This window comes from Variovorax boronicumulans (genome assembly GCF_019352895.1).
Classification (GTDB): Bacteria; Pseudomonadota; Gammaproteobacteria; order Burkholderiales; family Burkholderiaceae_C; genus Variovorax; species Variovorax boronicumulans_A.
This window is the reverse complement of record NZ_JAAAFX010000009.1, coordinates 1,143,979-1,164,980: the sequence shown is the minus strand read 5'-3', so window position 1 is coordinate 1,164,980 and position 21,002 is coordinate 1,143,979. Positions and strand designations below refer to the sequence as shown.

Annotated in this window: 17 protein-coding genes; 13 read left to right on the top strand and 4 right to left on the bottom strand. The window is 70.6% G+C overall.

Annotation, left to right across the window (positions count from 1 at the left end):
* The first annotated feature begins 1 nt into the window (after position 1).
* Genes K0H49_RS24560 through K0H49_RS24550 form a run of 3 tightly spaced genes read left to right on the top strand, consistent with a single transcriptional unit; the run spans position 2 to position 6,079 of the window.
* Positions 2 to 1,255: an efflux RND transporter periplasmic adaptor subunit gene (locus K0H49_RS24560; RefSeq protein ID WP_219218195.1), complete on the top strand. Its 1,254-nt coding sequence runs from the start codon at positions 2 to 4 to the stop codon at positions 1,253 to 1,255.
* A gap of 34 nt (positions 1,256 to 1,289) precedes the next feature.
* On the top strand, positions 1,290 to 4,553 hold the full coding sequence (locus tag K0H49_RS24555) for an efflux RND transporter permease subunit (RefSeq protein ID WP_219218193.1): 3,264 nt from the start codon (positions 1,290 to 1,292) through the stop codon (positions 4,551 to 4,553).
* Between the two features lie 35 nt (positions 4,554 to 4,588).
* Positions 4,589 to 6,079, top strand: a complete 1,491-nt coding sequence (locus K0H49_RS24550) for an efflux transporter outer membrane subunit (RefSeq protein WP_219218191.1) — start codon at positions 4,589 to 4,591, stop codon at positions 6,077 to 6,079.
* Here the strand turns inward: K0H49_RS24550 and K0H49_RS24545 are convergent.
* Complete coding sequence (locus K0H49_RS24545) at positions 6,007 to 6,225, bottom strand: hypothetical protein (protein ID WP_219218189.1); 219 nt, start codon at positions 6,223 to 6,225, stop codon at positions 6,007 to 6,009. The two genes, K0H49_RS24550 and K0H49_RS24545, sit on opposite strands and share 73 nt — an antisense overlap.
* Before the next feature lie 148 nt (positions 6,226 to 6,373).
* Between K0H49_RS24545 and K0H49_RS24540 the strand changes: the two genes are divergently transcribed.
* The 9 genes from K0H49_RS24540 to K0H49_RS24500 all read left to right on the top strand — a co-directional run bounded on the left by K0H49_RS24540 (position 6,374) and on the right by K0H49_RS24500 (position 17,242).
* The gene (locus K0H49_RS24540; RefSeq protein WP_257625111.1) at positions 6,374 to 8,029 is read left to right on the top strand and encodes a cobyric acid synthase; all 1,656 of its coding nucleotides are present in this window, start codon (positions 6,374 to 6,376) and stop codon (positions 8,027 to 8,029) included.
* A gap of 4 nt (positions 8,030 to 8,033) precedes the next feature.
* Entirely contained in the window at positions 8,034 to 9,074 is a 1,041-nt protein-coding gene (gene cobT / locus K0H49_RS24535) for a nicotinate-nucleotide--dimethylbenzimidazole phosphoribosyltransferase (RefSeq protein WP_219218187.1), read from the top strand.
* Positions 9,071 to 9,847: an adenosylcobinamide-GDP ribazoletransferase gene (cobS, locus tag K0H49_RS24530; RefSeq protein WP_219218184.1), complete on the top strand. Its 777-nt coding sequence runs from the start codon at positions 9,071 to 9,073 to the stop codon at positions 9,845 to 9,847. Before cobT ends, cobS begins: the two co-directional genes overlap by 4 nt.
* On the top strand, positions 9,844 to 10,458 hold the full coding sequence (locus K0H49_RS24525) for a histidine phosphatase family protein (protein ID WP_219218182.1): 615 nt from the start codon (positions 9,844 to 9,846) through the stop codon (positions 10,456 to 10,458). The genes cobS and K0H49_RS24525 overlap by 4 nt, the downstream gene beginning before the upstream one ends.
* An 11-nt stretch (positions 10,459 to 10,469) precedes the next feature.
* Positions 10,470 to 10,838: a hypothetical protein gene (locus tag K0H49_RS24520; RefSeq protein ID WP_219218180.1), complete on the top strand. Its 369-nt coding sequence runs from the start codon at positions 10,470 to 10,472 to the stop codon at positions 10,836 to 10,838.
* Positions 10,839 to 11,072: 234 nt separating this feature from the next.
* The gene (locus K0H49_RS24515) at positions 11,073 to 12,386 is read left to right on the top strand and encodes a TolC family protein (RefSeq protein WP_219218178.1); all 1,314 of its coding nucleotides are present in this window, start codon (positions 11,073 to 11,075) and stop codon (positions 12,384 to 12,386) included.
* Between the two features lie 47 nt (positions 12,387 to 12,433).
* Entirely contained in the window at positions 12,434 to 13,000 is a 567-nt protein-coding gene (locus K0H49_RS24510) for a hypothetical protein (RefSeq protein WP_219218176.1), read from the top strand.
* A complete protein-coding gene (locus tag K0H49_RS24505; protein WP_219218174.1) occupies positions 12,997 to 14,112 on the top strand; it encodes an efflux RND transporter periplasmic adaptor subunit in 1,116 nt (371 codons plus the stop codon). The genes K0H49_RS24510 and K0H49_RS24505 overlap by 4 nt, the downstream gene beginning before the upstream one ends.
* Before the next feature lie 10 nt (positions 14,113 to 14,122).
* Positions 14,123 to 17,242: an efflux RND transporter permease subunit gene (locus tag K0H49_RS24500; protein ID WP_219218171.1), complete on the top strand. Its 3,120-nt coding sequence runs from the start codon at positions 14,123 to 14,125 to the stop codon at positions 17,240 to 17,242.
* A 144-nt stretch (positions 17,243 to 17,386) separates the two neighbouring features.
* Here the strand turns inward: K0H49_RS24500 and nth are convergent, their stop codons facing one another.
* From nth to K0H49_RS24485, 3 genes are read right to left on the bottom strand one after another with little or no spacing between them, the layout of a single operon-like run.
* Positions 17,387 to 18,031, bottom strand: a complete 645-nt coding sequence (gene nth / locus K0H49_RS24495; RefSeq protein ID WP_219218170.1) for an endonuclease III — start codon at positions 18,029 to 18,031, stop codon at positions 17,387 to 17,389.
* 7 nt (positions 18,032 to 18,038) lie between these two features.
* Entirely contained in the window at positions 18,039 to 19,406 is a 1,368-nt protein-coding gene (locus K0H49_RS24490) for a type II toxin-antitoxin system HipA family toxin (RefSeq protein ID WP_219218168.1), read from the bottom strand.
* Complete coding sequence (locus tag K0H49_RS24485) at positions 19,400 to 19,672, bottom strand: helix-turn-helix domain-containing protein (RefSeq protein WP_219218166.1); 273 nt, start codon at positions 19,670 to 19,672, stop codon at positions 19,400 to 19,402. The genes K0H49_RS24490 and K0H49_RS24485 overlap by 7 nt, the downstream gene beginning before the upstream one ends.
* Positions 19,673 to 19,809: 137 nt before the next feature.
* On the opposite strand from K0H49_RS24485, the gene K0H49_RS24480 reads away from it, so the two are divergent.
* On the top strand, positions 19,810 to 20,997 hold the full coding sequence (locus K0H49_RS24480) for an aminotransferase-like domain-containing protein (RefSeq protein WP_219218164.1): 1,188 nt from the start codon (positions 19,810 to 19,812) through the stop codon (positions 20,995 to 20,997).
* Positions 20,998 to 21,002: the final 5 nt, after the last annotated feature.

The following is a 21,002-nucleotide window of genomic DNA, read 5'->3' as shown; positions in this document are numbered from 1 at the left end:
CATGACCAAGCCACTCGCCACCCCCTCCGCCAAGCCCCTCGCCACCGTCGCCCGCCGTGGCGTCTGGCCTGCCGTCACCGCGCTGACCGCGGCCGCGGCCATCGTTTCCGCCATCTTCGGCCTGCGCCCGCTCGAGGCCGAAGCCAACACGCCCGCGGCCGCACCGCAAGCCACGCCGGTGTCCGTCGCCGCCGTGGTGCAGACCGACATCACGGCCTGGGACGAGTTCTCGGGCCGGCTCGAAGCCGTCGAGCGCGTCGACGTGCGCTCCCGCGTCGCGGGCGCCGTGCAGTCGGTGCATTTCAAGGAAGGCTCGCTGGTGAAGAAGGGCGACCTGCTGATCACCATCGACCCCGCGCCCTACGCGGCCGAGGTCGAGCGCGCCGAAGCGCAGGTCGCCTCGGCCCAGGCCCGCACGGCCTTCAGCCGCAGCGAGCAGGAACGCGCCAAGCGCCTGTGGGACGAGAAGGCCATCGCCCAGCGCGAACTCGACGAGCGCACCAACGCCGGCCGCGAAGCCGAAGCCAACCTGCGCGCCGCGCAGGCCGCGCTGCAGACCGCGCGCCTGAGCCTGGGCTACACCCAGGTGCGGGCGCCGGTGTCCGGCCGCATCGGCAAGCTCGAAGTCACGGTGGGCAACCTGGTGGCCGCGGGCCCCGGCGCACCGGTGCTGACCACGCTGGTCTCGGTCAGCCCGATCTACGCGAGCTTCGATGCCGACGAGCAGATCGTGGGCAAGGCGCTCAAGGACATCGCGGGCGGCTCCAACGGCCGCATGCCGATCGAGCAGATTCCGGTGCAGATGGGCACGGCCGCGAGCACCGGTACGCCCTTCGAGGGCAAGCTGCAGCTGATCGACAACCAGGTCGACGCCCGCAGCGGCACGGTGCGCGTGCGCGCCGCCTTCGACAACAAGGACGGCGCGCTGATCCCCGGCCAGTTCGCCCGCATCCGCATGGGCCAGGCCCACACCAGCAGCGTGCTGCTGGTGAGCGAACGTGCCATCGGCACCGACCAGAGCAAGAAGTTCGTGATGGTCGTCAATGCCGACAACAAGACCGAGTACCGCGAGGTGACGCTGGGCGCGCCGGCCAATGGCCTGCGCGTGGTGAGCGCCGGCCTCAAGGTGGGCGAGCGCGTGGTCGTCAACGGCCTGCAGCACGTGCGCCCCGGCGCACTGGTGGCACCGGCCACGGTGCCGATGGACGCGGCCCAGGCCAAGGTCCAGGCGGCCGCCAAGGTCGCGGCCGGCTGAGCCCGGGCCCGCGACGCTTCGTAGAAAGAACATCATGAATCTCTCCAAATTCTTCATCGACAGGCCGATCTTTGCCGGCGTGCTGTCGGTGCTGATCCTGATTGCCGGCCTGATCGCCATGCGCGCGCTGCCGATCTCCGAGTACCCGGAAGTCGCACCGCCCTCGGTGGTGGTGCGGGCCCAGTACCCGGGCGCGAACCCGAAGGTGATCGCCGAGACGGTGGCGACGCCGCTCGAGGAACAGATCAACGGCGTCGAAGGCATGCTCTACATGGGCAGCCAGGCGACCACCGACGGCGTGATGACGCTGACCGTGACCTTCAAGCTGGGCACCGACCCCGACAAGGCGCAGCAGCTGGTGCAGAACCGCGTCTCGCAGGCCGAGCCGCGCCTGCCGGAGGAGGTGCGCCGCCTGGGCATCACCACCATCAAGAGCGCGCCCGACCTGACCATGGTCGTGCACATGGTCTCGCCCAACAACCGCTACGACATCAACTACCTGCGCAACTACGCGGTGCTCAACGTCAAGGACCGCCTCGCGCGCATCCAGGGCGTGGGCCAGGTGCAGATCTTCGGCGGCGGCGACTACGCGATGCGCGTCTGGCTGGACCCGCAGAAGGTGGCGCAGCGCGGCCTCTCGGCCAGCGACGTGGTGGCGGGCATCCGCGGCCAGAACATCCAGGCCGCGGCCGGCGTGGTCGGCGCTTCGCCGGGCCTCTCGGGCGTCGACATGCAACTGTCGATCAATGCCCAGGGCCGGCTGCAGAGCGAGGAAGAGTTCGGCGACATCATCGTCAAGAGCGGCACCGACGGCGCCGTGACCCGGCTGCGCGACATCGGCCGCCTCGAGATGGGCGCGGCCGACTACTCGCTGCGTTCGCTGCTCAACAACGACCCGGCCGTGGGCATGGGCGTGTTCCAGTCGCCCGGCTCGAACGCGCTGGACATCTCGCGCGACGTGCGCGCCACCATGGACGACCTCGCCAAGAGCATGCCCGAGGGCGTGGAATACCGCATCGCCTACGACCCGACGCAGTTCGTGCGCGCCTCGATCGAATCGGTAGTCCACACGCTGCTCGAAGCCATCGTGCTGGTGGTGCTGGTGGTGATCCTGTTCCTGCAGACCTGGCGCGCCTCGATCATCCCGCTGCTGGCCGTGCCGGTGTCGGTGATCGGCACCTTCGGGATGCTGCACGTGCTGGGCTTCTCGATCAATGCGCTGAGCCTGTTCGGACTGGTGCTGGCGATCGGGATCGTGGTGGACGATGCGATCGTGGTGGTCGAGAACGTCGAGCGCAACATCGAGGCCGGCCTGAGTCCGCGTGACGCGACCTACCGCGCGATGCGCGAGGTGTCGGGGCCCATCATCGCGATCGCGCTGGTGCTGGTCGCGGTGTTCGTGCCGCTGGCCTTCATCAGCGGCCTGACCGGCCAGTTCTACAAGCAGTTCGCGGTGACCATCGCGATCTCGACGGTGATCTCGGCGATCAACTCGCTCACGCTGTCGCCCGCCCTCGCAGCGCTGCTGCTGCGCGGCCACGACCAGCCCAAGGACGCGCTCACGCGCTTCATGGACCGCTACCTCGGCTGGCTGTTCCGCGGCTTCAACAAGCTGTTCCATCGCGGTTCCGAGGCCTACAGCGGCGGCGTCAAGAACGTGATCGGCCGCAAGGCGCTGATGCTGGTGGTCTACCTCGCGCTGATCGGCGTGACCTTCGGCCTGTTCAAGGCCGTGCCCAGCGGCTTCGTGCCGGCGCAGGACAAGCAGTACCTGATCGGCTTCGCGCAGTTGCCCGACGGTGCCACGCTGGACCGCACCGAGGACGTGATCCATCGCATGGGCGAGCTGGTCAAGAAGAACCCGAACGTGGAAGACGCGATCGCGTTCCCGGGCCTGTCGATCAACGGCTTCACCAACAGCTCGAACTCGGGCGTGGTGTTCGTCACGCTCAAGCCCTTTGCCGAACGCAAGAAGGCCGACCAGAGCGGCGGCGCGGTCGCGGGCCAGCTCAACGGCGCCTTCGCCAGCATTCAGGACGCCTTCATCGTGATGTTCCCGCCGCCACCGGTGGCGGGCCTGGGCACCACGGGCGGCTTCAAGATGCAGATCGAGGACCGTGCCTCGCTGGGCTACGACCAGATGGACTCGGCGGTCAAGGCCTTCATGGCCAAGGCCTACCAGACGCCCGAGCTGGCCGGCATGTTCACCAGCTGGCAGGTCAACGTGCCGCAGCTCTACGCCGACATCGACCGCACCAAGGCGCGCCAGCTCGGCGTGCCGGTGACCGACATCTTCGACACCATGCAGATCTACCTGGGCAGCCTGTACGCGAACGACTTCAACAAGTTCGGCCGCACGTACTCGGTGCGCGTCCAGGCCGATGCGCCGTACCGCGCCCGTGCCGAAGACGTGGGCCTGCTCAAGGTGCGCTCGACCACCGGCGAGATGGTGCCGCTGTCGGCGCTGATGAAGGTCAACTCGACCTTCGGCCCGGAACGCGCCATGCGCTACAACGGCTACCTCGCGGCCGACATCAACGGCGGCCCGGCTCCCGGCTATTCGTCGGGCCAGGCGCAGGACGCGATCAAGCGCATCGCCGCCGAGACGCTGCCCAAGGGCATCAGCTTCGAGTGGACCGAGCTCACGTACCAGGAAATCCTGGCCGGCAACTCCGCCTTCCTGGTGTTCCCGCTGGCGATCCTGCTGGTGTTCCTGGTGCTGGCCGCGCAGTACGAGAGCCTGACCTTGCCGATCGCGATCATCCTGATCGTGCCCATGGGCATCCTGGCCGCGATGACCGGCGTATGGATATCGGGGGGTGACAACAACGTCTTCACGCAGATCGGGCTGATCGTGCTGGTGGGGCTGAGTGCGAAGAACGCGATCCTGATCGTGGAGTTCGCGCGCGAGCTCGAGTTCGCCGGGCGCACGCCGATCCAGGCCGCGATCGAGGCCAGCCGCCTGCGGCTGCGCCCGATCCTGATGACCTCGCTGGCCTTCGTGATGGGTGTGCTGCCGCTGGTGCTCTCCACCGGTGCCGGCGCCGAGATGCGCAGCGCGATGGGCGTCGCGGTGTTCGCCGGGATGATCGGTGTGACGGCCTTCGGCCTGTTCCTCACGCCGGTGTTCTATGTGGTGGTGCGCCGCCTGGCGGGCAACAAGCCGCTCAAGCAGCACGGCGAAGTGCCGCACGACGTCGAAGCCTTCGCGCCGGCCGGCGACCTCTCGGTGTCCCACGCCGGTGGCGGCGGTGCGCTGCACCCGCAGCCCTCGGCGCCGCGCCATCCCTACGAGTGAGCCGCGGCTCCTCACAGGAAACAGGAATCTTCATCATGACAAGAAGCTCATCTCTCTCATCCGGGACCCGGGCGCTGCGCGCCGCCTGGCTGCCGCTGGTCGCGGCCCTGGTGCTGGCCGGCTGCGCCTCGACCGCCGTGCAGGCGCCCGCCACCGTGGCGCCGGTGCAGTTCAAGGAGCAGGCCGCGCTCACCCGCGCCGGCGCACCGGCCCAGGTCAACGGCGCCTGGTGGCGGGTCTTCAACGACCCGGTGCTCGACGAACTGGTCGACCGCGCGGCGGCCCGCAACACCAGCATCCAGCAGGCCGCGGCCCGGCTGGCCGAGGCCCGCGCCCTGGCCCGCACGGTCGATGCCGACCGCTCGGTGCAGGTCGGCCTGAACGGCGGCGCGAGTCGCGCGCAGGGCCTGGACCGCAACCAGAGCAACCGTCCCTCGACGCTGCTCAATGCGGGCGCCAGCGTGTCCTACGAGCTCGACCTGTTCGGCAAGCTGTCGGGCGCCAGCAACGCAGCCGCGCTGGATGCGCAATCGCGCGAAGCGCTGCTGCAGAGCGCCAAGCTGCTGGTGCAGGCCGAGGTGGCACAGAGCTACCTCGCGCTGCGCGCCATCGACGACGAGCGCACGCTGGTGCGCGAGACCGTCGAGGCCTACCGCGGCACGCTGGACCTGACCGAGCGCCGCGAACGCGCGGGCGACCTGGCCGAGCTCGACGTGGCCCGGGTGCAGACCGAACTCGCATCCACCGAATCCGATGCGCTGGCGCTCGACCGCCAGCGCGCGGTGGCCGAGCATGCGCTCGCGGTGCTGCTGGGCGAGGTCGCTTCCGACTTCAGCCTGCCGCCGGCCGCCTGGACCAGCGCGCTGCCCAGCATCCCGGCCGGCCTGCCGTCGACCGTGCTCGAGCGCCGGCCCGACGTGGCCGCGGCCCAGCGCACCGTGATGGCGGCGCAGGCGCGCGTGGGCGTGGCACAGAACGCCTGGTTCCCCAACATCGCGCTGACCGGCGGTGGCGGCTATGCCTCGAGCGACCTGGGCGACCTGTTCAAGTGGTCGGCCCGCTCATGGGGCATCGGCGCGCTGTTGTCGCTGCCGATCCTCGACGGCGGCCGGCGCGAGGCCGGCGTGCAGAGTGCCTCTGCCCAACTCGATGGGGCGCTGGCCAGCTACCGCACCGAGGTGCTGACGGCCTTCCGCGAAGTGGAGGACCAGCTGGCCTCCTTGCGCCTGCTCGACGCACAGTCGACGGTGCAGGGCCGGGCCGTGACCTCGGCGCAGCGCGCGACCACGCTGTCGGACTCGCGCTACCGAAACGGGCTGGTGAGCCAACTCGACCTGCTGGACGCGCGACGCAGCGAACTGCGCAACCGGCGGCAGGCGCTGCAGGTCAGGTCGGCGCAGTACCAGGCCACCGTGGGCCTGATCCGCGCGCTGGGCGGCGGCTGGGAAGCGCCTCAGGCCGCCGCATCGGCGGCAGCCACGATGCGCCTGAGCTCGGCCACGCCGAGCGCCAGCGCGCTGGAATAGCTCGACTGCAGGGCTGGCGCCACGCGCCAGATCCGGTAGTGCAGTGCGTCGGAGGCGGAGCCCTCCGATGCTTCGAGCAGCACCCATTGAAAAAGGCCCGGTTCGCGCTCCTGCACGGTGAGCGCCATGTCGCATGGGGTCGGCATCGATGAGAAGGCCCGAAATCTTGATGTCCAAAGGTAGCCGGGGCAGGGCATGGGACGCGTCCCAGGCCGCGCCGGCCCGCTGTGAACCGCAGGCCCAGTTTGATGTAGGCGGCCGCGCCCCCACGGCGTCCTCCACGACAATGCGGGGATGAATCAACGGGACACGGGCGCAGAGGCGCGCGAGCAAACGGGCGCCCGCTGCGTGATGGTGCTCGGCACCACCAGCGGCGCGGGCAAGAGCTGGCTCACCACGGCGCTGTGCCGCTGGTATGCGCGCCAGGGCCTCAAGGTGGCGCCCTTCAAGGCGCAGAACATGAGCAACAACGCCCGGGTGGTGGCCCCGATGGCCCCCACGCTGGTCGCTGCGCGTACTGCGCTGCCCCCCGGGGGGGCTGATCTTCCTTGGGGCGGCCCGGCGAAAGATCTTGCCCCCACGCTGGTCGCTGCGCGTACTGCGCTGCCCCCCGAGGGGGCTGATTTTCCTTGGGGCGGCCCGGCGGAAAATCGGGGCGGCGAAATCGGCAGCGCCCAGTACTTCCAGGCCCTGGCCGCGCGCGCCGTGCCCGATGTGCGCATGAACCCGCTGCTGCTCAAGCCCGAGCGCGACACCCACAGCCAGGTGGTGCTGCTGGGGCAGGTCAGCGCCGAACTCACGGCCTTGCCTTGGCGCGGCCGCAGTGAACGGGTCTGGCCGCAGATCGCGCAGTCGCTCGACGCCTTGCGGGCCGAGAACGACGTGGTGGTGATCGAAGGCGCGGGCTCGCCCGCCGAGATCAACCTGATGGCCAGCGACATCGTGAACCTGCGCGTGGCGCGCCATGCACAGGCGCGTTGCCTGCTCGTGACCGACATCGACCGCGGCGGCGCCTTCGCCCACCTCTACGGCACCTGGGCCCTGATGCCCGAGGCCGACCGTGCCTTGCTGGCGGGCTTCGTGCTCAACCGCTTTCGCGGCGATGCCACCTTGCTGTCCCCGGCGCCCGAGACCTTGCAGCAGCTGACTGGCGTGCCGACCGTGGCCACGCTGCCGATGTGGTGGCAGCACGGCCTGCCCGAGGAAGACGGCGTGTTCGACGACCGCAGTACCGCCAGGGGCGAGGTGCACTGCACCGTCGCGGTGATCGCCTATCCGCGCCTCAGCAACCTCGACGAGTTCCAGCCGCTCAAGAACGTGCCCGGCGTGCGCCTGCGCTGGGTGCGCAGCCCGGCCGACCTGGCCGATGCCGACTGGATCGTGCTGCCGGGTTCGAAGCACACCAGCGGCGACCTGGCCTGGCTGCGCGCGCAGGGCCTGGACCGCGCCGTGGCCGCGCATGCGGCGCGCGGCGGTCGTGTGCTCGGCGTCTGCGGCGGCCTGCAGATGCTGGGCGAGGCGCTGATCGACCCGCACGGCATCGACGGCAATGCACCCGGTCTCGGCCTGCTGCCGCTGGTCACGGTGTTCGCGCCCGACAAGACCGTGCGCCAGCGCGAAGCCCGCTTCGGCCCGCTGACGGGCGCCTGGTCGGCGCTCTCGGGCGTGACCGTGCGCGGCTATGAAATCCACCATGGCCAGACCGAGGCCCATCCCGCGATGGCCGCGGCCGGCGAGCATGCGCATGCCGCCATGCCCGACGGCCTGGCCTGGCAGAACGAGGCCGGCAACGTGCTGGGCCTCTACCTGCACGGCCTGTTCGAGGACCCGGCGGCGCTGCAGGCGCTGTTCGGTGCCACCGCCCCCACGCTCGACGCCGTGTTCGACGGCCTCGCCGATTTCATCGACGCGCATTTCGCACCCGGTGTGCTGTCTTCCCTGATCGAGTGATCCCATGACGACCCTTCCCACCATTCCAGACCTGCACGATGCGCCGCTGGCCGCGCGCCTGCAGCACCTGATCGACAACAAGACCAAGCCGCTGGGCGCGCTGGGCAAGCTCGAGGCGCTGGCATTGCGCATCGGCGCCATCCTGGGCAGCGAGTCGCCCGCGCTGGCGCAGCCGCAGATGCTGGTGTGCGCGGCCGACCACGGCCTCGCGGCGCGCGGCGTGTCGGCCTATCCCAGCGACGTGACCTGGCAGATGGTCGAGAACTTCCTGGCCGGCGGCGCGGCCGTGAGCGTGCTCGCACGCCAGCACGGCCTGGCGCTGACGGTGGTCGACTGCGGCGTGCGCCGCGACTTCGCGCCGCGCGACGGGCTGCTGCTGCGCAAGATCGCGCCCGGCACCGCCGACGCCTCGACCGGCCCGGCCATGAGCGCCGCGCAATGCGCCGAGGCCATCGCCAACGGCCGCGCCATCGTGCGCGAGCTGCCGGGCAACGCGCTGCTGCTGGGCGAGATGGGCATCGGCAACAGCTCGACCGCGGCGATGCTGCTGGCGCGCCTGGTCGGCCACGACATCGAGGCCTGCACCGGCGCCGGCACCGGCCTCGATGCCGACGGCCGCGCCCGCAAGGCGCAGGTGCTGCGCGAGGTGCTGGCGCTGCATGCCCATGCCATCGCGCCGCTCGACGCGCTGGCCGCCTTCGGCGGCTTTGAACTCGCGACGCTGGTCGGCGCGGTGCTGCAGGCGGCCGAAGAGCGCCGCGTGATCGTGCTCGACGGCTTCATCGCCAGCGCCGCGGTGCTGGTGGCGCAGGCGCTGCGGCCGAACGTGGTGCAGCGTTGCGTGGCGGCGCATGTCTCGGCCGAGCCCGGCCATGCCTTGCTGCTCGCGCACCTGGGGCTCGATCCGCTGCTGCAGCTGGAGCTTCGTCTGGGCGAAGGCTCGGGTGCGGCGCTGGCGTGGCCATTGCTGGAATCGGCCTGCCTGATCCTGCGCGAGATGGCGAGCTTCGAGTCCGCCCATGTGTCGCGACAGGGTGCCGAGTGAACGGCCTTCGCCACTTCCTGCTGGCCCTGCAGTTCTTCACCCGCATCCCGGTCACCGGCCGGCTCGCGCAGTGGGTGGGCTACAGCCCGGCGATGCTGCGCGCCAGCGCGGCGCACTTTCCGGCGGTGGGATGGGTGGTGGGGCTGATCGGCGCGCTGGCGTTGGCCGGCGGGCTCGCGCTGTGGCCGCCGATGGTGGCCGCGGTGCTGTGCACCGTCGTCACGGTGCTGGTGACCGGCGCCTTCCATGAAGACGGCCTGGCCGACGTGGTCGATGGCCTGGGCGGGTCGGCCTCGCGCGAGCGCGCGCTGGAGATCATGAAGGACTCGCGCATCGGTGCCTTCGGTGCGATCGCACTGGTGCTGGCACTGGGCCTGAAGTTCACGCTGCTCGCGACGCTGGCGGGGCAGGGCGCACTGACGGCCTGTGCTGTGGTGCTGGCCGCGCATGTGCTGTCGCGGCTCGCGCCGTTGGCCGTGATGCGCGCGGCGCCCTATGTCGGCGGGGAGGGCGGCAAGGCCAAGCCGCTGGCCGATGCGGTGAGCGGCGCCTCGGTGGGCATCGCGGTGCTGTGGTCGCTGCCGGCGGCCGCCTTGTTGTGCGTGGTCGGCGGACTGAATGGCGCGGCGGCCCTGGTCGCTGCCGCGCTGGTCGCGCTGTTCATGGTCCGGCTGCTGCGGCGCCGCCTGGGCGGCTTCACCGGCGACGGCCTGGGCGCGACCCAGCAGCTCGCCGAACTCGCGATCTACCTCGCGCTGGCGGCCCGGCTGTGAAGCTCTGGCTGCTGCGCCATGCACCGGTCGTGGCCGAGCCCGGCCTCTGCTATGGCGCGAGCGACCTGGCGGCGCATGCCGAGCCGACGCTGGCGGCCGCACAGGCCATCGCGGCGCACCTGCCCGACGGCATCGCGCTGCACTGTTCGCCCTTGCAGCGCTGCCGGGCGTTGGCTTCGGCCATCGAGGCCTTGCGCCCGGCGCAAGGCCGCTTCGAAACCGACCTGCGCCTGGCCGAGATGAGTTTCGGCGATTGGGAAACGCGGCCGTGGAGCGCCATTGCGCGCGCCGACATCGACGCCTGGATGCACGATTTCGCCGATGCACGCGCGGGCGGCAGCGGCGAGAGCACACGCCAGTTCATGCGGCGCGTGGGCGCGGCCTGGGACGACTGGCTGCGCTCGAAGCGCGATGCGCTGTGGGTCACGCACGCGGGCGTGATCCGCGCGGTGTGGCTGTTGCAGCAAGGCCTGCGCGTGGCCGAGCGGGCCGCGGACTGGCCGACGCGCGAGGTCGTGCTGGGCGGCTGGCAGTGCATCGAGGTGGCCGACGCAGCGCCGCAGCCCACCGATGCAGGCCCACAAGGCCAGGGGCCATTGCCCCTTCGATAGACTCCGCCGCCATGCGCCGTGCCGTGCTCCTGTTCGTGATGTGTGTCCTTTCGCTCCAGTCCTTCTGGGCGGCGGCGGGCACCGTCTGCGCGCACGAACGCGGCAACGACGTGCGGCACTTCGGCCACCACGAGCACCGCCACACCACGGCGGAAAAAGCCGGCAAGGCTTCCGCCGACGCCGACGCCGACGCCGACAGCCCGCAGGCCGCCTACCACCCCGACTGCGCCACCTGCCACGGCACGCCCGCGGCCTTGAGCATCGGCAGCTGGCGCTCCGCCGCGCTGGCGGGCGACCCGGTCCGTATCGGCGAACAGCCCTACGTGCCGGACCGCGTGCCCGACCATCCCCTGCGGCCACCCACTCTCGTCCTCGCCTGAGAACGTGTGAATGAACCTGCTGCGCACCCCGATCCCGCATCGGCGGTGCTCACCGCACGCAAGTGCGGCTCCGCTCCTCAATGCAGGCTCGGGGCGCTCGCGACGGTTCCTTCACGCGTTCTGAGTTTCCGGCGAGGCGGATTCAATTCCACTGCGTTCTGCTGAGGCAGTACACGTCTCCTCGTCGGTTGGTTTCGATTCGCGAGCGATTGCTCGCAACCAACGAGGTTGATCATGAACACCACGCCCTGGATCGTCCGGGGTGCGAGGCGCCGCTGGCCGGCCCTTGCTCTTTCCCTCTGCGTGCCGGCCCTGGCCGCCACGCCCCTGTCCCTGCATGCCGCGGCGCCACCGGCGCCCGTGACCGTGCCGCCCGCCCAGATGGCCGCGTCACCGCCGCTGAGCTTGCGCCAGGCGGTCGATGCCGCGCTGGCCCGCCTGCCCGAGTCCGTCGCGGCGCCCGAGCGCCGGCAGGCCGCGCAGGCCCAGTTGCGCGCAGCCGGACACTGGACGCCCGAGCCGGCGTCGCTGGAACTCTCCTTCAAGTCCGATCGCGCGCAGTCGAACCGCGGTGAACGCGAGGTCGTGGCCGGCATTGCGGCGCCGCTGTGGCTGCCGGGCGAGCGCGAGCGCACGCGGGCGCTGGCCGAGTCCGAGCAGCGCGCGGTCGACAGCCGGCTCGATGCCGCCCAGTGGCGCGCGGTCGCCGCGGTGCGCGAGGCCTGGTGGGCCGTGCATGCCGCCGACCAGACCTTGAACGTGGTGCAGGCCCGTCTGGCCCAGGCCGGCCAACTGGCCGACGACGTGGCGAAGCGCGTGCGCGCGGGCGACCTGGCGCGGGCCGACCAGCACCAGGCCGACGGCCTTCGCGCCACCGCAGAAGCCGAGATCGCGCAGGCGCGTTCGACGCGTGCGCGGGCCGCGCAGGTGCTGCGTGCACTGACCGGCACGCCCGTGCCCACGCTCTCGGAAGCGCCCGAGCCCCTGCCGCAGCGCGACACCGAAGCGGCGCTGGCCGCGCATCCCGTGCTGCGCGAACTCGCGGCCAAGGCCGAAGTGGCGCGGCATGCGCGCGAGCTGGCCGGCGTGCAGACGCGCGCCAACCCCGAGCTCACGCTCGCGACCTCGCGCGAACGCGGCGGCACCGGCGAGGCCTACGGCCAGTCGCTGACCGTGGGCCTGCGCATTCCCTTCGGCTCGTCCGACCGCCATGCGGCGCGGCTCGGTGCCGCATCGGCCGAACAGACCGAGGCCGAGATCCAGCTCGCGCTCGAACGCGAGCGCGTCGTGGGCGAGATCGCGTCGGCGCAGCAGCAGGTGACGTTGGCGGGGCTCGCACGCGATGCGGCCGACCGACGCGCCGTGCTGTCGCGCGAGACCCTGGGCTTCTACGAGAAGTCTTTCCGGCTGGGCGAGACCGACCTGCCCAACCGGCTGCGCGTGGCGCTCGAGGTCTTCGAGGCCGAGCAGCAGAGCGCCGCCGCCCATGTGGCGCTGGCCCAGGCCGTCTCGCAATGGCGCCAGGCCCTGGGCCTGCTGCCCGAATGACGCGCTCCTCCTTCCTTTTCTCTTCGATGCATCTGCTGGACATCTTCATGAATCGCTTTTTCTTGCGCCGGGGCCTGCGTCTCGCGCTGGCTTTCCTGTTCTCCTTGCCCGTCCTGAGCCTGGCCCATGAAGGCCATGACCACGACGAGACCGCCGCGTCCACGCCCGCTGCCGCACCTGAAGCCGACGCCACGCCCGGACGCTTCACCGCCACCTCGGCCGACTTCGAGCTGGTCGGCGTGCTCAGCGGCAAGCTGCTCACGCTGTACCTCGACCACGCGGTCGACAACCGGCCGGTCGAAGGCGCCACGCTGGAAGTCGCGGTAGGCGGTCGCATGCTGCCGGCCAGCGCGCATGGCGCAGGCGAATTCGAAGTCACGCTCGATGCGGCGCCGGACCACGGGCCGGTGCCCGTGCGCGTGAAGGTCGTGACGGCTGCCGCGTCGGCAGAGCTCGAAGGCGCGCTCGAAGCCGAGGCGCACGCGCACGCCGAAGAGTCGCATGGCGGCCGCAGCACGAAGACGCTGCTGCTGTGGGGCGCCGGCGGCGCAGCCGTGCTCGCGCTGCTTGCCTTCGGCACGCGCCGTGCGCTGCGTTCGGGAGCCGCCGCATGAACGCGCGCCACTCCATCCTCTGCGCCAGCCTGCTGGCCCTCTCGCTGCTCGCCGCCGCACCGGCCCGCGCCGATGCCGGCCACGACCACGGCGAGGCGCCCGCCGCCGCCAACCCGAACGGGCCGCAGCGCAAGCCCGATGGCAGCGTCTTCCTGCCCAAGCCCTCGCAGCGGCAGATCGGCCTGCGCACGCTCGCACTCGCCGAGGGCGAACTGCCGCGCACCGTCGAGCTCAACGGCACCGTGGCGATGGACCCCAACGCGGGCGGTCGCGTGCAGGCGCTGCGTGCGGGCCGGATCGAAGCGGGGCCGCGCGGGCTGCCCGCACCCGGCCAGGCCGTGAAGAAGGGCGAGGTGCTGGCCATCGTCCTGCCGTCGAGCGATCCGCTCGACCGATCGAACCAGTTGTCGCAGGTGGCCGAGCTGCGCGCCAGCCGCGCACTGGCCCACAAGCGCTTGGCGCGGCTGCGCGAGCTGGCCGACACGGTGCCGCGCAAGGACATCGAGGCGGTCGAGAGCGAGGTCGCATCGCTCGACGCGCGCGTCGCCGCGCTCGGTGCCGGCCTCGACACGCGCGACACGCTGGTCGCGCCGGTCACGGGCGTGGTGGCTTCGGTGAACGCGGTGCTGGGCCAGGTGGTCGATGCGCGCGAGCTGGTGTTCGAGATCGTCGATCCGCTGCGGCTGCGTGTCGAGGCCCTGGCCTTCGACGGCGCGCTGCCCGCGCGGATCGAGAGCGCCTTCGTGGCGCAGGGCAAGGAACGGCTGCCGCTGCGCTTCGTCGGTGCCTCGCGCGCGCTGCGCGACCAGGCGCTGCCGCTGAGCTTCGCGGCCCAGGGCACGGCCTTCGCGGCCTTGTCCATCGGCCAGCCGGTCAAGGTCGTGGTGCAGACCCGCGAGCGCGTGCACGGCGCGGCCGTGCCGGCCGCATCGCTGATGAAGAACGCCGCCAACGAGACCATCGTCTGGGTCAAGACCGCGCCCGAGCGTTTCGCGCCGCGCGTGGTGGTGCACGAGGCGCTCGACGGCGCCAACGTGGCCGTGACCTCGGGCCTGCATGCAGGCGAGCGTGTGGTCACGCAGGGCGCGACCCTGCTCAACCAGATCCGCTGAGAGGCCACCGATGTTCAAGTGGCTACTCGAGAACAGCCTGCGCAACAGGCTGCTGGTTCTGATCGTCAGCGTGGTGCTGATGGGCTATGGCGCGTTCACGCTGTCGCGCACGCCGGTGGACGTGTTCCCCGACCTCAACAAGCCGACCGTCACCCTGATGACCGAGGCCGGCGGCATGGCGGCGGAGGAGGTCGAGCAACTGATCACCTTCCCGCTGGAGACGACCATGAACGGCCTGCCGGGCGTGGAGTCGGTGCGCTCGGTCTCGTCGGCGGGGCTGTCCTTCCTCTACGTGACCTTCGACTGGGGCACCGACATCTTCCGCGCGCGGCAGCTGGTGTCGGAGCGGCTGTCGTCGATGGAGGAGGGGTTGCCCACCGGCGTGGTGCCGCGCATGGGACCGATCAGCTCGATCATGGGCGAGATCATGCAGATCGCGATTCCGGTCGACACAGCGAAGATTTCGCCGATGGCGGTGCGTGAGTACGCGGACTGGGTCTTGCGGCCGCGGCTGCTCGCGGTGCAGGGCGTGGCGCAGGTGATCCCGATCGGCGGCGAGGTGCGGCAGTTCCAGGTGCAGCCTGACACGGTGCGCATGCGCGCGCTCGGCATCACGCACGCGCAGCTGGAAGAAGCATTGCGCGGCTACTCGGCCAACACCTCGGGCGGTTTCCTCGAACTCAACGGCCGCGAGTACCTGATCCGCCACCTGGGCCGCAGCTCCAAGCTCGACGACCTGCGCAGCCTCGCGCTCACCGCGCGCGACGGCCGTCCGGTGCTGCTGCGCCAGGTGGCCGAGGTGAGCTTCGCCGCGGCCCTCAAGCGCGGCGACGCGGGCTTCGAGGGCAAGCCGGCCGTGATCCTGGGCATCCAGAAGCAGCCGACGGCCGACACCATCGGCCTCACGCGTGCGATCGAGGAGGCCCTGGCCGGCCTCAAGACCTCGCTGCCCGCGGGCATGGAAGCCCCGCAGGTGACCTTCCGCCAGGCCACCTTCATCGAGGCCTCGATCTCGACGCTGCAGGGCAAGCTGATCGGCGCCTCGGTCTTCGTCGCGGCGATCCTGTTCTTCTTCCTCGGCAGCCTGCGCCCGACGGTGATCGCGCTCACCGCCATCCCGGTCTCGATCCTGGTCACGGCGCTGGTGTTCCGCTACTTCGGGCTGTCGATCAACACCATGACCCTGGGCGGCCTGGCGATCGCGATCGGCGGGCTGGTCGACGATGCGGTGGTCGACGTTGAGAACATCCTGCGGCGCCTCAAGGAAGACCGGCGCAAGCCCGAAGCCGAGCGCATGGGCCTGCTGGCCCTGGTGGCCAAGGCCTCGATGGAGGTGCGCTCGGGCATCCTCTACGCCACCGTGATCATCGTGCTGGTGTTCGTGCCGCTGTTCGCGCTGCCGGGGCTGGAGGGCAAGCTCTTCATCCCGCTGGGCATCGCCTTCATCGTGTCGACGCTGGCCTCGCTGTTGGTCTCGGTCACGGTCACGCCGGTGCTCAGTTCCTGGCTGCTGCCGCGCATGAAGACGCTCGACCATGGCGACACGCGCGTGCTGGCCTGGCTCAAGACACGCTACCGCGGCGGACTCGAGCGCGCACTGGCCCGGCCCAAGGCGCTGCTGTGGGGCGCGGCCCTGGCCGTGTTGGCAGCGGGCGCGGCCGTTCCCTTCTTCCCGACCACCTTCCTGCCACCCTTCAATGAAGGCACCTTCCTGGTCGGCCTGCGGCTCAACCCGGGCGTGACGCTGGCCGAGAGCGCGGCGCTCGCGCGGCAGGCCGAGGTGCTGGTGGGCCAGGTGCCCGAGGTGACGCACGTGGGCCGGCGCAGCGGCCGTGCCGAACTCGACGAACACGCCGAGGGCGTGCATGTGAGCGAGCTCGACGTGGGCCTGCTGCCCACCGCCAGGCTGGAGCGGCCGATGGCCGAGATCGCGGCCGACATCCGCGCGCGGCTGGCCAACCTGCCGGCCGCGGTGTCGATCGGCCAGCCGATCTCGCACCGCATCGACCACATGCTCTCGGGCGTGCGCTCGCAGATCGCGATCAAGGTCTTCGGCGAGGACCTCGACGTGCTACGCGGCCAGGCCGATGCGCTGCGCGCGCGGCTCGCGGCCATTCCGGGCGTGGCCGACCTCGAGATCGAGAAGCAGGTGCTGGCGCCGCAGATCAAGGTGCGCATCGACTACCCGGCGGCCGCGCAGTACGGCGTGCCGGTGCCGCAGGTGCTGACCACGCTGCAGGCCATGGTCGAGGGCGAGAAGGTGGCGCAGATCGTCGAGGGCGGACGCCGCTTCGCGCTGGTGGTGCGGCTGCCCGAGGACGCACGCTCGATCGAGGGCCTGGGCCGGATCCTGATCGAGACGCCCAGCGGGCGCATCCCGCTGTCGAAGATCGCGGCCATCGAGGACGGCGACGGCCCCAACCAGATCAGCCGCGACGATGGCCGCCGGCGCATCGTGCTGTCGGCCAATGCGCAGGGCCGCGCGCTGTCGGAGGTGGTGGCGGACATCCGCGCCGCGGTCGCGCAGGCGCGCCTGCCAGAGGGCTACTTCATCACGCTGGGTGGCCAGTTCCAGGCGCAGGAAGAGGCGTCGCGCCGCGTCGGCCTGCTGTCGATCGTGTCGCTGGCGCTGATGTTCGTCGTGCTCTACGGCCGCTACCGCTCGGCCGTGCTGGCCGCGCTGATCATGGTCAACATTCCGCTGGCCCTGGTGGGCGCGGTGGTGGGGCTGTGGCTGTCGGGCCAGCCGCTGTCGGTGGCGGCGCTGGTGGGCTTCATCACGCTGGCGGGCATCTCGGTGCGCAACGGCATCCTCAAGGTGAGCCACTACGTGAACCTGATGCGTTTCGAGGACGAGGTCTTCGGCCCCGCGATGATCGTGCGCGGGTCGCTCGAGCGGCTGGCGCCGGTGCTGATGACCGCGCTGGTCACGGCCTTCGCGCTCGCGCCGCTGCTGTTCGAGGCCGAGCGCCCGGGCACCGAGGTGCTGCATCCGGTGGCGGTGGTGATCTTCTCGGGGCTGGTCGGTGCGACGCTGCTCGACACCTTCCTCACGCCCGCGATGTTCTGGCTGTTCGGGCGCAAGCCCGCGCAGCGGCTGGCTGCGGACACCCAGGCCGAGGCCTTGTGATCTCGGTTTTCCAGCACGCTGTCGCGTGACCCATGACGCACGAGATGGGTGCAACGCCATGCCAGGGATACCGCGGAACCGGCTTCGTCGGGCCGCTGGTATCGCCCCCTTGCGGGCGAAGCGCTGCAGGCGCTTCGGGGGTGTTTAGTTTTTCGGCGCCGGCGTTTTCGGTTTGAAGTCGCAGTAGCGCGCGACCGCGCAGTCCCAGCAGCGCGGCTTGCGTGCGATGCACACGTAGCGCCCGTGCAGGATCATCCAATGGTGCGCGTGCAGCCGGAACTCCGGCGGCACGCGCTTTTCCAGCTTGAGTTCGACCTCGAGCGGCGTCTTGCCCGGCGCCAGCCCGGTGCGGTTGCCGAGCCGGAAGATGTGGGTGTCGACCGCGATGGTGGGCTCGCCGAAGGCCACGTTGAGCACCACGTTGGCCGTCTTGCGGCCCACGCCCGGCAGCGCCTCGAGCTCGGCGCGGGTACGCGGCACCTCGCCGCCGTGCAGTTCGACCAGCATGCGGCAGGCCTCGATCAGGTGTTTGGCCTTGCTGCGGTAGAGCCCGATGGTCTTGATGTAGCCCTCGAGCCCCTCGACGCCCAGGTCGAGGATGGCCTGCGGCGTGTTGGCCACCGGGTAGAGCCGGCGCGTGGCCTTGTTCACGCCCACATCGGTGGCCTGGGCCGACAGCAGCACGGCCGCCAGCAGCTCGAAGGGCGTGCTGTATTCGAGCTCGGTCTCGGGCTCGGGGTTGACCGCCTGCAGCGTGGCGAAGAAGGGGACGATGTTCTCTTTCTTCATGGCGTCGTCATTCGGCCGTGTCGGTGTCGTGCAGGCGCTGCGCGGTGCTCTTCATGCCGTCGAAGATGGCCTGCGCGAGCGCGGCGGGGAAGTCGGGCGGCAATTGCGCCTCGACGTCGCGCAGCACGCCCGGCAGCTGTGCGATCAGTTCGTCGCACAGCGCGCGCGCATCGCCCAGGCCGGCCAGCTTGGCCACGCCGTCCCAGTGCCGCGCCTGGATGTCGACCAGGCCCCAGTGCGCGCTCTTGGCCCGCAAGGCCATCGCGAGCTTGGCCTTCTGCCGCGCGAGCTGGTTGGCGCCGTTGCCGATGATCGGCCAGGCCGAGAGCACGTCGTAGAAGGGTGTCAGCCGGTAGCCGCCGCCACGCTCGAGGAAGAGCGAGAAGTTCTTCGCATGGCCGTCGGTCGCGGCCAGCAGCCAGAACACCATCTGCGCCTTGACGAAGGCGGTCTTGTCCTCGATCGCATGGGCGCTCGCATCGAGCACGCGCAGGATGTCGCGCATGCCCGGGCCGCCGTCGGTCTCGTACTTCTGCGCGCCGGGCACGCCCAGCGCCTGGCAGAAATCCTCCTGCGGCAGCCGCGCGATCCATTCGGTGTCGGTGCCCGCGTTCTGCAGCGCGCGGTCGAAGCGCCGCACCAGCAGCGCCTTGCGCTGGCCGAAGGTGGCGATCTCGCAGTGCGCGGTCGGCAGGCCGAAGGCCGACATGATGCGCGAGCAGAGCCACTCGTTCTCGACCGAATCGTGCATGTCGGCCTGCAGGTTGCCGACCAGGCCCAGCGGCAGCTTGATCAGGTGCGTGGTCGGCGTGGCGCCCAGCGGACGGAACCACGCCTCGCCACGGCGCAGCAGCGCGGTCTTCTCCTGCGCGCCAGCGATCGAGATGCGGAAGGCGTCATCGTCGCGCTGGCCCAGCACGCGGCCCGAGGCCAGCGAGGCGTTGATCGCCTGTTCGACGCCCGCGTCGTCCAGCGGCTCGGCCTCGATGCGGTCGAAACCGGTGGGCTGCGCGCCCGGCGGCAGCAGCTGCACCGCGCCCACGCACTCGCGGCCGATGGCCGTCAGCAGGTCGAAGGCATCGGTGCTCGCGGTGGCGAACTTGCCCTGCAGCCGGCGGCGGATGTTGTCGTTGTCGGGCAGCAGGTTGTCGAAGTAGTTCTGCACCACCGGCCCGCGCACCGGCAGGTTGCCGGGCGTGATCGGCAGCGACAGCGAGAGCCGGCGTGCCGCGGGCGAGGCGATCCATTCCTCGGCGTACTGGAAGCGATGCTCGCCTTCGCGCACCGACCATTCGCCGACGGTCTGGCCGTTGGTCCATACGACCAGCGGATGCGGGTGGCGTGCGCCACGCCCGCGTTTCTTGGGGCTCACCATGCGTTGTCTCCTGGCGCCTTGCGCGCCGCTGTGGGGGCGGGCTCGGCCGCGGGAAGTTCTTCGAGCACCAGCCGGTGGCCCATGAGCGCCACCAGCCGCGAGATCTGGTCGAAACTGGTGACACCGGGCGCGGCCTCGATGCGCGCGATGCGCTTCTGGTTCACGCCCAGCTGCTCGCCCAGCTCGGCCTGCGTGAGCTGCCGCGACTGGCGCAGCGCGCGCAGCACGGCGCTGAGCTGCTGGCTGGTTTCGAGGGGGTAGGGCATGGTTACTACTCTAAAGTGGTAAGTCGAGATTACTACCTCAGAATAGTAAAGTCAATTCACTATCTTTGGGTAGTAACCAGGCTTCCCACCCTGGCCCGGTTCGTTCGACAATGGCGGCCAGAAAGTGAGTCTCTTCCATGCAATTCGCCTCCCGCCTCGACAACGTCGAAACCTCCGCCATCCGTGAACTCTTCAAGCTGCTGGGCACGCCCGGCATCATCAGCTTCGCGGGCGGTTTCCCCGACAGCGCGATGTTCGACGTCGAGGGCCTCAAGGAAGCCAGCGCCAAGGCGCTCGACGAGGAGCCGGGCGCGGCGCTGCAGTACGGCGCCACCGAAGGCTACGAGCCGCTGCGCACCCAGCTCGCTGCGCTCATGCAGGGCAAGGGCATCGAGGTCGCACCCAGCGGCCTGATCGTCACCACCGGCAGCCAGCAGGCGCTCGACCTGCTGGGCAAGACGCTGATCTCGCCCGGCGACAAGGTGATCGTCGAGGGCCCGACCTTCCTTGCGACCATCCAGTGCTTCCGCCTCTATGGCGCGCAGGTGATCAGCGCCCCGATCGACGCCCATGGCGTGAAGACAGACGAGCTGGAAAAGCTCATCGCCGAACACCAGCCCAAGTTCGTCTACCTGATCCCGACCTTCGGCAACCCGAGCGGCGCGACGCTGCCGCTGGAGCGCCGCAAGAAGGTGCTGGAGCTGGCGGTCAAGTACCAGACGCTGGTGGTGGAAGACGACCCGTACGGCGACCTGTACTTCGGCGAGGCGCCGCCGCCGTCGATCATGGCCTTGGCCAAGGACGTGCCCGGCAGCCGCGAGCTCATTGCCTACTGCGGCAGCCTGAGCAAGGTGCTGAGCCCGGGCCTGCGCATCGGCTGGATGATCGCACCGGCCGAACTGCTGGCCAAGGCCACGATGTGCAAGCAGTTCAGCGACGCCCACACCAGCACCTTCGCGCAGGCCACGGCCGCGCAGTACCTCAAGAGCGGCCGCATGCCGGACACGCTGGCCAACGTGCGCAAGGTCTACGGCGAGCGCGCCCGGACCATGGGCGCAGCCCTGAAGCGCGAACTGGGCGATGCGATCGAGTTCACGCAACCCGGCGGCGGCCTGTTCTTCTGGGCCCGACTCACCGGTGCCAACGGCAAGCTGGCCGATGCCAACGTGCTGGCCAAGAAGGCGATCGAGCAGCTGGTGGCCTTCGTGCCCGGCGCGCCTTTCTTCGCCGAGAAGCCCGACCTCGCGACCCTGCGCCTGAGCTTCGCGACCGCCAACCTCGAGAAGATCGAGGAAGGCATCGCGCGCCTGGGCAAGGCGCTCTGAGGACG

What these genes read in the sequence shown, in the direction of transcription:
- nth (WP_219218170.1), bottom strand. Translation starts at nt 18,031, where the DNA reads ATGAAGAAAGAGAACATCGTCCCCTTCTTCGCCACGCTGCAGGCGGTC.
- K0H49_RS24555 (WP_219218193.1), top strand. Translation starts at nt 1,290, where the DNA reads ATGAATCTCTCCAAATTCTTCATCGACAGGCCGATCTTTGCCGGCGTG.
- K0H49_RS24560 (WP_219218195.1), top strand. Translation starts at nt 2, where the DNA reads ATGACCAAGCCACTCGCCACCCCCTCCGCCAAGCCCCTCGCCACCGTC.
- K0H49_RS24520 (WP_219218180.1), top strand. Translation starts at nt 10,470, where the DNA reads ATGCGCCGTGCCGTGCTCCTGTTCGTGATGTGTGTCCTTTCGCTCCAG.
- K0H49_RS24540 (WP_257625111.1), top strand. Translation starts at nt 6,374, where the DNA reads ATGAATCAACGGGACACGGGCGCAGAGGCGCGCGAGCAAACGGGCGCC.
- K0H49_RS24485 (WP_219218166.1), bottom strand. Translation starts at nt 19,672, where the DNA reads ATGCCCTACCCCCTCGAAACCAGCCAGCAGCTCAGCGCCGTGCTGCGC.
- K0H49_RS24515 (WP_219218178.1), top strand. Translation starts at nt 11,073, where the DNA reads ATGAACACCACGCCCTGGATCGTCCGGGGTGCGAGGCGCCGCTGGCCG.
- K0H49_RS24505 (WP_219218174.1), top strand. Translation starts at nt 12,997, where the DNA reads ATGAACGCGCGCCACTCCATCCTCTGCGCCAGCCTGCTGGCCCTCTCG.
- K0H49_RS24490 (WP_219218168.1), bottom strand. Translation starts at nt 19,406, where the DNA reads ATGGTGAGCCCCAAGAAACGCGGGCGTGGCGCACGCCACCCGCATCCG.
- K0H49_RS24510 (WP_219218176.1), top strand. Translation starts at nt 12,434, where the DNA reads ATGAATCGCTTTTTCTTGCGCCGGGGCCTGCGTCTCGCGCTGGCTTTC.
- K0H49_RS24500 (WP_219218171.1), top strand. Translation starts at nt 14,123, where the DNA reads ATGTTCAAGTGGCTACTCGAGAACAGCCTGCGCAACAGGCTGCTGGTT.
- K0H49_RS24480 (WP_219218164.1), top strand. Translation starts at nt 19,810, where the DNA reads ATGCAATTCGCCTCCCGCCTCGACAACGTCGAAACCTCCGCCATCCGT.
- K0H49_RS24545 (WP_219218189.1), bottom strand. Translation starts at nt 6,225, where the DNA reads ATGCCGACCCCATGCGACATGGCGCTCACCGTGCAGGAGCGCGAACCG.
- cobT (WP_219218187.1), top strand. Translation starts at nt 8,034, where the DNA reads ATGACGACCCTTCCCACCATTCCAGACCTGCACGATGCGCCGCTGGCC.
- K0H49_RS24550 (WP_219218191.1), top strand. Translation starts at nt 4,589, where the DNA reads ATGACAAGAAGCTCATCTCTCTCATCCGGGACCCGGGCGCTGCGCGCC.